This is a genomic window from Microvirga medicaginis (assembly GCF_052658925.1).
The window spans coordinates 568,146-580,840 of the sequence record NZ_JBQWEL010000001.1 but is presented as its reverse complement, the minus strand read 5'-3'; the positions used below and the strand labels follow the sequence as shown (position 1 = coordinate 580,840).

The window sequence follows — 12,695 nt, the reverse complement described above, 5'->3', positions numbered from 1 at the left end:
CGGCAAGAGGGCCTCGACCGTTCTACCCCCTTAGAAGCATATTTTCCGTGGATGAGGGTTTGCAAAAGGTTAAGCCTGCTTCTCAAACAATCCTCTCGCGAGCGAGAAGACGGCCTTTAGCTGCCAATACCAAGCGATTTCAGCTTCCGGTGAAGGGCCGAGCGCTCCATCCCAATGAACTCTGCAGTTCGGGAGATGTTGCCGCTGAAGCGAGCGATCTGCGCCAAGAGATACTCCCTCTCGAAGATCTCGCGCGCCTCTCTCAGGGGCAGGCTCATGAGCTTCTCCCCCCCTGCTCCACCCGGGGTCGTCGGCACAAGGGTTCCGATTTCCGATGGCAGCATGTCAGCTGTAATCTCCGCATCCGGATCTCCAGAGCTGAGAATCATCAAACGTTCAACATTGTTGCGAAGCTGGCGAACGTTGCCCGGCCAGTCATGAGACTGCAGAACCGCCATGGCATCCTCCGCGATCCGGCGCTTCGGCAGACCCGTGGTAGACGAGATCTGGTCCATGAAGAATTCAATCAGCTCCGGCACATCCTCGCGCCTTTCTGCCAGCGACGGCACACGGATCGGAATAACGCCAAGGCGATGGAAGAGATCTTCGCGGAAGTTTCCGGCTGCAATTTCAGAGGGCAGGTCGCGGCTAGACGAGGAAATAATACGAACATCCACATGAACGCGGGTCGTACCACCCACGCGCTGGAAGTTCTGATCCACGAGAACCCGTAGGATTCGATTCTGCGTCTCCCGCGGCATATCCGCAATTTCGTCAATATAAAGTGTGCCGCCGTGAGCCTCCTCAAGGGCACCGACACGACGTCCTCCACCCTCCCCGCCTTCGGTGCCGAAGAGTTCGGCTTCCATCGTTTCAGGTGTGATGGTTGCAGCCGTCATCGCCACAAAGGGGCCATTGGCTCGGGTGGACATGCTGTGAATGGTGCGGGCCGTCAACTCCTTGCCGGAGCCTGGGGCGCCGGTAATCAGAATGCGTGCATTGGTCGGCGCAGCTCGCTCCACAGCCTGCCGCAGCTGATTGATGACGATCGATTTGCCTGCGATGCGGTTCGCCTGAACCGAGCGGGATCGCAGATCACGCACTTCTCGCTTGAGACGAGATGCTTCAAGAGCACGCTCCGCCACGAGAACAAGGCGGTCGGCCTTGAACGGCTTTTCGATGAAATCATAGGCCCCGGCCTTAATGGCTGAAACCGCCGTTTCGATGTTGCCATGTCCTGAAATCATCACAACGGGCAAATCGGGATGTTGCGCCTTGATAATCTCCAGCACCTGCAGGCCGTCGAGACGACTGCCCTGCAGCCAAATATCGAGAAAGACGAGATGCGGACGTCGTGCCTCGATAGTCGCCAAGGCCTCATCCGAGGTTCCAGCCGTACGTGTGCGATGGCCCTCATCTTCGAGGATGCCGGCCACAAGCTCACGAATGTCGACTTCGTCGTCGACGACGAGAATATCAGCGCTCATAGGCTTGCTCTGCTCGTTTCGTTGCGATCCGAGGCAGCAGAGACCTCTTCAGCAACCTGCTTCGTCTTCGGGATCCACATCCGAACCTGTCCGCCCCGTCCTGCGGGGTTATCGACAAGGTCCATACCTCCCCCATGGTCTTCCAAAATTTTCGCGACGATTGGGAGGCCCAATCCGGTACCACCTTCGCGGGTCGTCATATATGGCTCCAGCAATCTTTGTCGCCCCTCGACCGGGAAACCCTTGCCGTTATCGGTCACCGCAAGGATCAGGTAATCGGGATGCGTGTCATCCAGCGTCACAGTGATTTGCGGCTGGCCACGCTCATTCTCGGGAACGGCGGCGATAGCCTCGGTCGCATTCTTGACGATGTTCGTGACCGCTTGCGAGATGAGACGTCGGTCGAAGGGCGCAACGACGGGCTCAGAAGGAAACTGATCGACAAATTCAATCTCGGGGTGCGCGATCCGCATCATAAAGACGACTTGGCGAATGGTCGCGGCCAGATCCTCTTGCCCGATAGTGGGCTTCGGCATGCGCGCAAAGGATGAGAACTCATCGACCATGCGCTTGATATCATCCACCTGCCGCACGATCGTGTCGGTACACTGATCGAATACCTCGCGATCGGTGGTGATGACTTTGCCGTACTTCCTGCGGATACGCTCGGCCGAGAGCTGGATTGGGGTCAGGGGATTTTTGATCTCGTGCGCGATGCGCCTTGCCACGTCAGCCCAAGCGGACGTGCGCTGCGCAACGACAAGATCCGTAATATCATCGAGCGTGATCACGAGATCGCGTTTGTCGTTGCGCGTTTGCTCGCTGGTCACGCGCACGTTAATGGTCCGCTCCTTCCCTTTCCGGGAAATCTGGATTTGCTCTTGCATCAGGCGCTGGCGCCCCTGAATCATCTCCAGAAGGAGTTTGGTCACCTCAGGCAGCACTTCAGTAATCGGGCGGCCAACCAATTCCTCGCGGGATGTCTGGAGCAGCGCTTCCGTAGAGGGGTTCACGATCGTGATCAGGCCTCGTGCGTTGATGCCGATAACGCCCGCCGACACACCTGCCAAGACAGCCTCTGTAAAGCGTCGCCTACGGTCGATCACTTCACTGGCGGCTGTCAGACCATCATGCTGACGGCGCAACTCCGACGTCATCTTGTTGAAGGTCTCGCCCAGGTGGCCGAGATCGCCCTCGCCGCGTTTCACAGGGACCTGAACATAGAAATTGCCGGTCGCCACTTGGTCTGTCGCATGGATCAGCCGCCGGACAGGCGCAACGAGACGGTTTGCGAAGTTCAATCCGAACCAAATGGCCGAGAGAAGCACGATGAGTGCAATGAGAGTGAACATGGAGGCGAAGGCAATCTGGATGCCTGCCTTCTTCTGGTCGAGAGCCTCATACAGTGCAACCCCAGCTTCAGCCACAGGCGGGAACTCGATGGCACGTGGATCGACCTCTCTCGCGATATAGAGAATGCGCCCTCCATGCGCCTCGAGCTTAAGGACGGAACGAAAGATGTTGCCGGTTCGCGGAATCAGGCAGAGAGCCTCATTGCTCGCCTCCTGGAGATCCTCCGGTTTCGCGTCAGGAACGCCTTCGAGCTTCTTGGCCTCTATTCGTTCGACAACCGTACCGTCGGGCTCAAGGATCACGGCCAAGGGAAAGCCGAGGAAGACGGCACGGGAATTCATGAACTCCCGGAATAGTTTGCGATCCGCGTCATAGAGGACCTTGGCACGATTGAGATCTGCGGCCATCAGCTGCGTCTCACGCGCCAGCGTTCTGCACTGCATTTCCCGATAGGAGCGCGCGATCTCAACTGTATTGGTCATCAGCTCCTTAAGTGAGCCGGTAAACCAGGGATCCAGGCCTCGCTCCAGGGTCACGGTTGCGACGCCGGCGACAAGGATTGCGGGCAGGACAGCAACAAGGCTGAAGAGGCCGACGATTCTGACATGCAGACCGGCAGCAGCAGCTCCTGCACGGTGTTCACGCACCAGTTTTCGCGCCTGCCAGGCAACAATGCCGAGAAGCAGGACGATCAGGATTCCGTTCAGGATAAACAGCCAGACGACAACATTATGCGTCGGCAGAATGGGCGTCGCGCCGGCAAGCACCAGAAAGGTCGTGAGGGCCGAGCCCAGAGCCGCCAGAACGGCAACATAGCCTAGCCAGCCTAGGCCACCCTGGGCCTGTTCGGCCCCCTGGCGCTGTTCATTGATGCTCTGGTCGGTCAAGACGTGAAGCCCCACAAAACCGGGTGCTTCGATCCAGCACCCTTTAAAGGGTGATGCACCAACACAACACTGTGGTCAAATTATTACAGCTATCGCCTCAGGAGCGATTGGTTCGAACCACCATGAGCTCCAGATCACGCACCTTTTTGCGCAAGGTGTTGCGATTGACCCCGAGGAGCTCGGCGGCTCGGATCTGATTACCTCGGGTTGCAGCCAAGGCTGCGCCGATCAGAGGACCTTCGATCTCCCGCAGGATCCGGTGATAGAGGCCCGGAGGCGGCAAGTTATCGCGGAACCCCGAGAAATACTCCGCCAAGTGCCGCTCGACAGCCTCGGAAAGCCCTTCCGAACTCTGCTGTGCCTGTGTAGCTGGCTTGCCGGCTGGTTGGGACGGCAGGAGAGGTTGGGAATCGAGTTCGGCATCGATGATGGCGCCGGTGATCGTGTCCTGGGGATAGAGCGCCGCCAGGCGCCGAACAAGATTTTCCAGTTCACGGACGTTTCCGGGCCAACGGTACCGCTTCAGGCGATCCATAGCCTCCACATCGAGTTGCTTGCGCGAAAGGCCCTCCTTTTCCACGAGCGTAAAGAAGTGCCGGGCGAGATCCGGGATATCCTCCACCCTCTCGCGAAGAGGTGGCAGGCGCAGAGGGACGACGTTGAGGCGGAAATAAAGATCCTCCCTGAACAGGCCCTGCTGGATAAGCACCCGCAAGTCCTTGTTCGTCGCCGCGACGATGCGGACATTGGTCTTGATCGGCACCCTGCCGCCAACCGTCGTGTACTCGCCCTGCTGAAGGACCCGGAGGAGACGGGTCTGCGCCTCCATGGGCATATCGCCGATTTCATCCAGGAAGAGCGTGCCGCCCTCGGCCTGCTCGAAGCGCCCGGTGTTGCGGGCGGTGGCTCCGGTAAAAGCCCCCTTCTCATGACCGAAGAGTTCGGATTCGATGAGTTCACGTGGAATGGCCGCCATGTTCACGGCCACGAACGGACCTTGGCGACGCTTGCCGTAATCGTGCAGCGCTTTCGCAACGAGTTCCTTGCCCGTGCCGGACTCGCCCGTGATCATCACGGTGAGATCCGTCGGCATCAGACGGGCCAAGGCCCGATAGATTTCCTGCATGGCATGGGAGCGCCCGACCAGGGGAATATCCTCGTTCTCAACAGGGCTCGCGCTGGATACAGCCGTCCGAGGACGGGAGAGCGCGCGTCCTACGACCGCGACCAATTCCTTGAGATCGAAAGGCTTCGGCAGGTACTCGTATGCACCGCGCTCGGAAGCCTTGATGGCTGTCATGAACGTGTTCTGTGCGCTCATGACGATGATGGGAAGTTCCGGCCGCAGCTTCTTGATGCGCGGGAGGAGATCAAAGGCATTCTCGTCAGGCATCATCACATCGGTAATGATGATGTCGCCCTCCCCTTGGGCCACCCAGCGCCAGAGCGTTGCCGCATTGCTGGTGGAGCGGACCTCATATCCTGCCCTGGACAGGGCTTGGTTCAGGACAGTCCTGATGGCGGCATCATCGTCGGCGAGAAGAATTTGTCCGCTTGGCATGTCTTAGCCTCACATATCTGCATCACTGCCAGAGGTGGCGCGATGCATGGGCAGGAGAATTCGGAAAGTCGTTCGTCTCGGCGCGGGTTCGCATTCGATGATGCCACCGTGATCGCCGACGATCTTCGCCACCAACGCCAAACCCAGGCCACTGCCCTGAACCTTGGTGGTGACGAAGGGATCGAAAAGATCGCTCATCAGTTCCGGAGGAATTCCGGGGCCGTTATCGCTGACGCTCAACTCGATAGGCAGGCTCACACGTTCCTGCGATCCTGGCACTTGCAGCCTGACACCAGTCCGGAATGCCGTGGATAACGTGATCTCCCCATCCGTCGCATCGATCCCAACGGCTTCGGCAGCATTCTTCACAAGATTCAAGATGACCTGGATCAGTTGGTCCCTATTTCCCAACACAGGCGGCAAGGAAGGATCGTAGTTCTCGACGAAGCGGATGTGACGGGCAAAGCCGGATTGGGCAAGGCGCTTCACATGATCGAGGACACCGTGAATGTTCACGGGACCGCGCTCGACCGGCCGCTCCTCGCCGAAGAGCTCCATACGTTCGACGAGCTTCACGATTCTATCCGTCTCATCGCAGATCAAACGGGTGAGGAGCCTGTCGTTCTCATCTGCCGATTGTTCAAGGAGCTGCGCAGCGCCTCGAATGCCTGAGAGTGGATTCTTGATCTCGTGTGCCAGCAATGCACCAAGCGCCGTGATCGATCTGGCTGCTCCACGATGGGTGAGCTGCCGGTTCATCTTGTCGGCGATCGTGCGCTCCTGCAGCATCACAACCACGTTGTCGCTGTCGTCACCTAGCGGCGTTGCGAAAACATCTACGATTCGCTCTGGCCCCAGACGCGGGCTGCCGATATCGACACGGTGTTCGCTGACGCTTGCGCCCCTCTGTCGGACATCCTCCACGAGGGACAGAACCGGAGAGCCGAAAGGAAGAAAGTCGGTGAGCTTCTGGCGCTGCATCTTGCGCAGGCTCACTTCGAAAAATGCCTCTGCTGCAGCGTTGGCATGGGCGATGCTGTGTTCCCTGCCAATGGTCAGGACCGGCAGCGGCAACGCATTCATGATGAGGTCGTTAATCGCCACTGTCATGCCGCTTCCTGAGCCTGATGGATATAGAGGGAGCGCAACAGCGATATGACGGCCGCTGGATCATCCGACGTGACCAACCCGGTCCGAACATTCTGAGCGACGTGGAAACCGGCCTCGATCGCTGCATCGGCATAGGCCGCAAGATGTTTGCGGGCATGCCGAACCCCGACCTTCGCGCCATAGAGCGAAAGCAGCCCGTCATAATGCTCCAACACCAATTCCGTCTTCTCGCCTGGAGTTGGCTCAGGGATCGTCTTTCCCTGGAGAGCGGCGCCGATCTGGCCGACGATCCACGGACGGCCGACAGCCGAACGGCCGATCATCACGGCCTTGGCCCTGGAGAGGGTGAGGCATTTGTTGGCATCTTCGAGAGAGCCGATATCGCCATTGGCGATCACGGGAATGCTGACGGCCTGCACAACGGGTGCGATGGCCGTCCAATCGGCCTGTCCCTTGTAGAATTGCTGGCGTGTCCGACCGTGTACCGTCACCGCCTTGACGCCAAGCCCCTCTGCTCGCCGGGCAAGTTCCGGGGCATTCGGGGAGGTGTGGTCCCACCCGAGCCGCATCTTCACTGTCACGGGCACAGAGACGGCTTGGACGGTCGCCTCAATCAGGCGGCATGCATGGTCGAGATCGCGCATCAGAGCGGAGCCCGAGTAGCCTCCGATGACTCGCTTGGCGGGGCAGCCCATATTGATATCGATGATCCGGGCCCCTGCTGCCTCGGCGACCTTGGCTCCTTCGGCCATCCAGCGAGGTTCGCAGCCAGCCAACTGGACGACATGGGGTTCGATTCCCGCACCCTCGGCCCGGAGTTGTGCCTCCTCAGATCCTTGAACCAGTTCATCGGACGCGACCATTTCCGAAACGACAAGCCCCGCTCCCAAGCGCTTCGCGATGCGCCGGAAGACCACGTCCGTGACTCCGGAGAGCGGCGCGAGTACTGCCGGGGCATCGACCTTGATCGGCCCCACCTGCACATCTTCGCCTATTTTTTGATCAAGTTTCATTATGCCTATTTACTAGCCATTACAGTGCCGAGCGCAAGTCCCCACCAGAGAAATTTGCCTTATTTTCAAGTCACGCTTAGGAGAACGCGTGCCGTGGAGAACCCGCCCGATGTCAGTCGCCGCTCTAATCGTTGCCGCAGGACGTGGGTCGAGAGCCGGCGAGGGAATCCCCAAGCAATACCGGTTCGTGGGTGGAAAACCCGTGCTCGCCCTCACTCTGGAAGCCTTCCTTCGTCATCCGGGAATCGAACGAACGCTCGCGGTGATCCACCCGGACGATCAGGACCTCTATCGGAAAAGTATCGCCGCGCTCCCCGATGAGCTGACTGGGCGCCTGCTCCCCGTGGCCCATGGCGGAGAAACGCGCCAGGATTCAGTTCGCAATGGGCTGGAAACTCTCCTTGAGTTCGCCCCCGCTCACGTCCTGATTCACGATGCGGCCCGTCCTTTTGCAGCCGGGGCTCTGATCGGGCGCGCTCTGGAAGCGACCGAAAATTGGGAAGCGGCCGTACCAGGTATTGCCGTAACCGACACCATCAAGGTGATCGGTCCCCAGAGTGAAGTCGTGTCGACGCCGGATCGAGCCAGCCTGAGAGCTGTGCAGACACCCCAGGTCTTCCATTTCGCGGCCCTGCTTGCCGCCCATAGGAAGGCGGCCGCCGCCGGCCTCAGAAACTTTACGGATGATGGCGCTTTGGCGGAATGGGCCGGCCTCTCGGTACATGTGTTTCAGGGGGATCCCCTCAACATCAAACTCACCCATGCGTCCGACTTCCCGGAGGCCGAGAGGCGCTTGAAAGGCTCATCGATGACTTATGTAACCAGGCTGGGGACCGGATTCGACGTGCATGCCTTCGGCGACGGCGATCATGTCTGGCTGGGCGGGATCAGGGTGCCCCACGACCGGGGCGTGGTGGCCCATTCGGATGGTGACGTCATTCTTCACGCCCTGACCGATGCCCTGCTTGGGGCACTCGCGGATGGGGATATCGGCACGCATTTCCCGCCGAGTGACCCGCAATGGCGTGGCGCTTCCTCCGACCAATTCCTGGCGTATGCGGCGGCTCTGGTGAGAGACCGTGGCGGCTTGATCGATCATCTCGATGCGACGCTTCTTTGCGAGAGGCCGCGCCTCGGCCCTTATCGGGAAGCGATGCGTCAGCGGATTGCGGAACTCGCCGGCCTCCGGCTCGATCAGGTGTCGCTCAAGGCTACGACGACGGAAAAGCTCGGCTTCACCGGCCGGAGCGAAGGCATTGCCGCCCAGGCCGCAGCCACGATCCGCCTGCCGGAGGTGTCAGCATGACTCCCGAACTGAAGCAGCGTGCGGCGGCGCTCCTCAAGGCCTTTGAGCGGAAGGGCCTGAAGATCGCTACTGCGGAATCCTGCACGGGCGGGCTCGTCGCGGCGCTCCTGACGGAGATTGCGGGTTCCTCTGCGGTCGTGGAGCGCGGCTTCGTGACCTATTCTAACGAGGCGAAGACGGAGTTGATCGGCGTCCCGGCCGATCTTATCGCCACCCATGGCGCGGTCAGCGAGCCCGTGGCCCGGGCCATGGCCGAAGGAGCGCTGGCCCGTTCCCGCGCCGAAGTGGCCGTCAGCATCACGGGGATCGCCGGTCCCAGCGGAGGAACGGCCACAAAGCCCGTGGGCCTCGTGCATTTCGGTCTGGCCCGCAACGGCTTTGCTACAGTCCATCTCGAGCGCCGCTATGGCGACCTTGGGCGGGAGGCAGTGCGCCGGAGCGCGGTCGAGGACGCCTTGGCCCTTCTCGAACACGCCCTTACGCTCTGATCTCTGATCGGCCTGCGAAAACCGTATCCGCCCGCTGCTCAAACGCCTCGGTGAACTTGCGGAACGCCTTGTCGAAGACGCTGCCCATGAGGATGCCGAGCGCGAAGCTCTTGAATTCGTAGTTGATGTAGAACTCCACCTCGCAGCCCGCGGGAGCATCGCGGAAAGTCCAGCGGTTCTCGAGATATTTGAAGGGCCCATCCACATATTCGACCTGGATGCGCAGGCGCGGCTCGTCGAGGGTCACGCGGGTGGTGAAGCTCTCATTGATGGCCTTGTAGCCGACGCTCATGGTAGCGACGAGCGTCTCGATGCCCTCCCCGCTCTGCACGCGACGGATGATGCGCAGGTCCTCGCACAGCGGCAGGAACTCGGGATAGCGCTCTATGTCCGCGACAAGTGCGAACATCTGGGCCGGCTTGTGCTTGACGGTTCGCGTCATGCGAAAGGTCGGCATTCAGGCGGCCTCCTTGGCGAGAGTGAGAGCGGCCTCCAGGGCCGGAATTTCAGAATGCGAACGCAGGACGAAAACCCGCTGGTCGGGCCGAAGACGCTCGATCATGCGGGCCGTCTTGGGACGCATCTTTCGGGGATAAGACCAGATCCAGCGCATGAAGGAAAAGTCGAAGCGCTCCGGACCGGCGGGGCCGAGATCGGAGCGCACCTGCCCGTAGTTTCTTGCCACGCGCCACAAGACACCCAGCAAGCAGCGCCAGCGCGGCAGATCGAGCCAGACGATGGCCGTGGCGCGGGGAACGCGGATGTCGAAGGTGCTGGCGTAATTGCCGTCCATGACCCAGACGGGCCGAGCGGCAAGCGCCCTCACCCGCTCGCGCCATTCGGGCCGTGGCGGCATGGTCCAGCCCGGACCGAAATACTCCCGGTCAAGGTGGATCAGCGGCAGATCGAGCCGCTCACTGAGGCGCCGCGCCAAGGTGCTCTTGCCCGCACCCGGGCTGCCGATGACGAGAATGCGCTGCATGCCCCCATCCGAAGCTAACTTTAGCCGAGCTTGGCGAGACGGGCCGCCTTGAGCTTGGCAAAGTCCTCTCCCGCGTGATGCGAGGAGCGCGTCAGCGGGGTCGAGGAGACGAGGAGGAAACCCTTGGCATAGGCGGTGGTTTCATAGGCCTTGAATTCGTCCGGCGTGACGAAGCGGATGACCGGGTGGTGCTTCTTTGTCGGCTGGAGGTACTGGCCAATGGTCATGAAATCCACATCCGCGGAGCGCAAATCGTCCATGAGCTGGAGAACCTCGTTCCGCTCCTCGCCGAGGCCGACCATGATGCCGGACTTGGTGAAGATGGTCGGATCCATTTCCTTCACCTGCTGGAGCAGGCGGATGGAGTGGAAATAGCGCGCGCCGGGGCGGACCTTCAGGTACTTCGACGGCACGGTTTCGAGATTGTGGTTGAACACGTCGGGCCTGGCCTTGACCACGATCTCGAGCGCACCGGGCTTCCTCAGGAAGTCGGGCGTCAGGACCTCGATGGTGGTCTTCGGGCTGCGGGCGCGGATGGCGGCGATCACGTCCGCGAAATGCTGAGCGCCTCCATCGGCAAGGTCGTCACGGTCGACCGAGGTGATGACCACGTGCTCAAGGCCGAGCTTCTCGACCGCCGTCGCCACGCCTTCGGGTTCATTCGGGTCAAGGGCCTGCGGCAGGCCGGTCTTCACGTTGCAGAAGGCACAGGCGCGGGTGCAGGTGTCGCCCATGATCATGAAGGTGGCGTGCTTCTTCTCCCAGCACTCGCCGATATTGGGGCAGCCGGCCTCCTCGCAGACGGTGACGAGCTTGTTCTCGCGCACGATCCTGTTGGTCTCGGCCCATTTGGGCGAGCCCGGAGCCTTCACGCGGATCCAATCGGGTTTTCGGCTCTGAACAGGCTGGTCCGGCCGGTGCGCCTTTTCCGGGTGGCGGGGGCGGTTATCCTTGTTCAGAAGGTCGAGAACGACGGCCATGAAGCTAAACCCTTTGGAGGAAGGAACCCTGCCCTTCCGGTTGCGCCTGATTTAAGGGTTTTGCCGTCCTTTCGCAAATGCTCAGATTCCAAGGCTCCTCCCTTCAATCAGCATGGCCGGAACAAGCCCGGCCATAACCGCTTCGAAAGCTTGACGATTCACCTCAATCAGTGGTCACCGCCGTCTCGATATCGGACGGGTCGATCTGCTGGTTGAGGCCGGCATTGAGCTTCTCGCGGTCGAGCTCGTTCTCCCACCAGGCGACGATGACGGCGGCCACGCCGTTGCCGGTGATGTTGGTGAGCGCCCTCACCTCGCTCATGAACTTGTCGATGCCGAGAATGATGGCCATGCCGGGTACGAGTGCCGGATTGACCACGGCGAGCGTCGCCGCGAGGGTGATGAAGCCTGCGCCTGTGACGCCGCTGGCTCCCTTGGAGGTCAGGAGCGCCACGAGCAGGATCGTGAGCTGCTGGCTGAAGGTGAGATCGACGCCGAGCGCCTGAGCGATGAACAGGGTCGCGAGCGTCATGTAGATATTCGTGCCGTCGAGGTTGAACGAATAGCCGGTCGGCACCACGAGACCGACGACGGATTTGGAGCAACCCAGCCGCTCCAGCTTTTCCATGAGCTGCGGCAGTGCGCTCTCGGAGGAGCTGGTGCCGAGCACGATCAGAAGCTCGTCCTTGATGTAGCCGATGAACTTGAAGATCGAGAAGCCGGCAATCCGCGCCACGAGCCCAAGCACGATGAACACGAACAGCGCGGCCGTGGCATAGAAGGTGGCGATCAGCCCGAAGAGATTGCCGAGCGCGGACGGCCCATAGCGGCCGATGGTGTAGGCCATGGCGCCGAATGCACCGATGGGGGCTGCCTTCATGACGATGGCGATCACGCCGAACATGGCATGGGCCACGTCGTCGATGAGATTGCGGACCGTCGTGCCGCGCTCACCCAGCACGAGCAGCGCGAAGCCGAACAGGATGGCAAACAGCAGCACCTGGAGAATGTCGCCAGCTGCGAAGGCGCCCACCACGCTGTCGGGGATGATGTGGAGCACGAAATCCACCGGCTTCTGCTCGGCGGCCGCCTTCGCGTAGTTCGCGACCGCCGCTGGGTCCGGCGTACCGGAGAAGCCTGCGCCGGGCTTCACGAGGTTGCCGACGAGAAGGCCGATGATGAGCGCGAAGGTGGAGACGACTTCGAAATAAACGAGCGCCTTGATGCCGACGCGGCCCACCTTCTTCGCGTCCTGGATATGGGCGATGCCCGACACGACGGTGCAGAAGATGATGGGCGCGATGACCATCTTGATGAGCTTGATGAAGCCGTCGCCGAGCGCCTTGATCCAGTCGTTCTTGGCGATATCCGGCGCAAGCCAGCCGAGAAGCGCGCCGAGGAAGATAGCGATCAGCACCTGGATGTAGAGAACCTTGTACCAGGGCTTGCGGGTGCGGACGGGAACCTCGGCCCGATCAGCGGTGGCGGAAATGGTCGTCATGGCAAAGGGCCTATGTGAAATGGATCA

Annotated in this window: 11 protein-coding genes; 2 read left to right on the top strand and 9 right to left on the bottom strand. The window is 60.8% G+C overall.

All coding sequences use genetic code 11. From position 1 onward, the window contains the following. Positions 1 to 116: 116 nt before the first annotated feature. The 5 genes from ntrX to dusB form a co-directional block, all read right to left on the bottom strand. The gene (ntrX, locus tag ACUXUR_RS02800; protein ID WP_445500792.1) at positions 117 to 1,487 is read right to left on the bottom strand and encodes a nitrogen assimilation response regulator NtrX; all 1,371 of its coding nucleotides are present in this window, start codon (positions 1,485 to 1,487) and stop codon (positions 117 to 119) included. Further along, complete coding sequence (locus ACUXUR_RS02795) at positions 1,484 to 3,727, bottom strand: sensor histidine kinase NtrY-like (RefSeq protein ID WP_445500791.1); 2,244 nt, start codon at positions 3,725 to 3,727, stop codon at positions 1,484 to 1,486. The genes ntrX and ACUXUR_RS02795 overlap by 4 nt, the downstream gene beginning before the upstream one ends. 97 nt (positions 3,728 to 3,824) lie before the next feature. Continuing rightward, positions 3,825 to 5,288, bottom strand: coding sequence for a nitrogen regulation protein NR(I) (gene ntrC / locus ACUXUR_RS02790; RefSeq protein ID WP_445500790.1), 1,464 nt, complete (start codon positions 5,286 to 5,288; stop codon positions 3,825 to 3,827). A 9-nt stretch (positions 5,289 to 5,297) separates the two neighbouring features. After that, on the bottom strand, positions 5,298 to 6,398 hold the full coding sequence (locus tag ACUXUR_RS02785; RefSeq protein ID WP_445500789.1) for a two-component system sensor histidine kinase NtrB: 1,101 nt from the start codon (positions 6,396 to 6,398) through the stop codon (positions 5,298 to 5,300). Further along, the gene (dusB, locus tag ACUXUR_RS02780) at positions 6,395 to 7,411 is read right to left on the bottom strand and encodes a tRNA dihydrouridine synthase DusB (RefSeq protein WP_445500788.1); all 1,017 of its coding nucleotides are present in this window, start codon (positions 7,409 to 7,411) and stop codon (positions 6,395 to 6,397) included. Before dusB ends, ACUXUR_RS02785 begins: the two co-directional genes overlap by 4 nt. Before the next feature lie 109 nt (positions 7,412 to 7,520). Between dusB and ACUXUR_RS02775 the strand changes: the two genes are divergently transcribed. Together ACUXUR_RS02775 and ACUXUR_RS02770 are read left to right on the top strand one after the other, a co-directional pair. Next, positions 7,521 to 8,717, top strand: a complete 1,197-nt coding sequence (locus ACUXUR_RS02775) for a bifunctional 2-C-methyl-D-erythritol 4-phosphate cytidylyltransferase/2-C-methyl-D-erythritol 2,4-cyclodiphosphate synthase (RefSeq protein ID WP_445500787.1) — start codon at positions 7,521 to 7,523, stop codon at positions 8,715 to 8,717. After that, a complete protein-coding gene (locus ACUXUR_RS02770; RefSeq protein WP_445500786.1) occupies positions 8,714 to 9,205 on the top strand; it encodes a CinA family protein in 492 nt (163 codons plus the stop codon). Before ACUXUR_RS02775 ends, ACUXUR_RS02770 begins: the two co-directional genes overlap by 4 nt. Here ACUXUR_RS02770 and ACUXUR_RS02765 read toward each other — a convergent pair. From ACUXUR_RS02765 to ACUXUR_RS02750, 4 genes are all read right to left on the bottom strand, one after another. After that, positions 9,195 to 9,662 (bottom strand): type II toxin-antitoxin system RatA family toxin, encoded by a 468-nt coding sequence (locus ACUXUR_RS02765; RefSeq protein WP_445500785.1) that lies wholly within the window; start codon positions 9,660 to 9,662, stop codon positions 9,195 to 9,197. The genes ACUXUR_RS02770 and ACUXUR_RS02765 overlap by 11 nt on opposite strands. Continuing rightward, the gene (locus tag ACUXUR_RS02760) at positions 9,663 to 10,187 is read right to left on the bottom strand and encodes a P-loop NTPase family protein (protein WP_445500784.1); all 525 of its coding nucleotides are present in this window, start codon (positions 10,185 to 10,187) and stop codon (positions 9,663 to 9,665) included. Positions 10,188 to 10,207: 20 nt separating this feature from the next. Beyond that, entirely contained in the window at positions 10,208 to 11,167 is a 960-nt protein-coding gene (gene lipA, locus ACUXUR_RS02755; RefSeq protein ID WP_445500783.1) for a lipoyl synthase, read from the bottom strand. A 163-nt stretch (positions 11,168 to 11,330) separates the two neighbouring features. Next, on the bottom strand, positions 11,331 to 12,668 hold the full coding sequence (locus ACUXUR_RS02750; protein WP_445500782.1) for a dicarboxylate/amino acid:cation symporter: 1,338 nt from the start codon (positions 12,666 to 12,668) through the stop codon (positions 11,331 to 11,333). Positions 12,669 to 12,695: the final 27 nt, after the last annotated feature.

What these genes read in the sequence shown, in the direction of transcription:
- ntrX (WP_445500792.1), bottom strand. Translation starts at nt 1,487, where the DNA reads ATGAGCGCTGATATTCTCGTCGTCGACGACGAAGTCGACATTCGTGAG.
- ntrC (WP_445500790.1), bottom strand. Translation starts at nt 5,288, where the DNA reads ATGCCAAGCGGACAAATTCTTCTCGCCGACGATGATGCCGCCATCAGG.
- ACUXUR_RS02785 (WP_445500789.1), bottom strand. Translation starts at nt 6,398, where the DNA reads ATGACAGTGGCGATTAACGACCTCATCATGAATGCGTTGCCGCTGCCG.
- dusB (WP_445500788.1), bottom strand. Translation starts at nt 7,411, where the DNA reads ATGAAACTTGATCAAAAAATAGGCGAAGATGTGCAGGTGGGGCCGATC.
- ACUXUR_RS02775 (WP_445500787.1), top strand. Translation starts at nt 7,521, where the DNA reads ATGTCAGTCGCCGCTCTAATCGTTGCCGCAGGACGTGGGTCGAGAGCC.
- ACUXUR_RS02770 (WP_445500786.1), top strand. Translation starts at nt 8,714, where the DNA reads ATGACTCCCGAACTGAAGCAGCGTGCGGCGGCGCTCCTCAAGGCCTTT.
- ACUXUR_RS02765 (WP_445500785.1), bottom strand. Translation starts at nt 9,662, where the DNA reads ATGCCGACCTTTCGCATGACGCGAACCGTCAAGCACAAGCCGGCCCAG.
- ACUXUR_RS02760 (WP_445500784.1), bottom strand. Translation starts at nt 10,187, where the DNA reads ATGCAGCGCATTCTCGTCATCGGCAGCCCGGGTGCGGGCAAGAGCACC.
- lipA (WP_445500783.1), bottom strand. Translation starts at nt 11,167, where the DNA reads ATGGCCGTCGTTCTCGACCTTCTGAACAAGGATAACCGCCCCCGCCAC.
- ACUXUR_RS02750 (WP_445500782.1), bottom strand. Translation starts at nt 12,668, where the DNA reads ATGACGACCATTTCCGCCACCGCTGATCGGGCCGAGGTTCCCGTCCGC.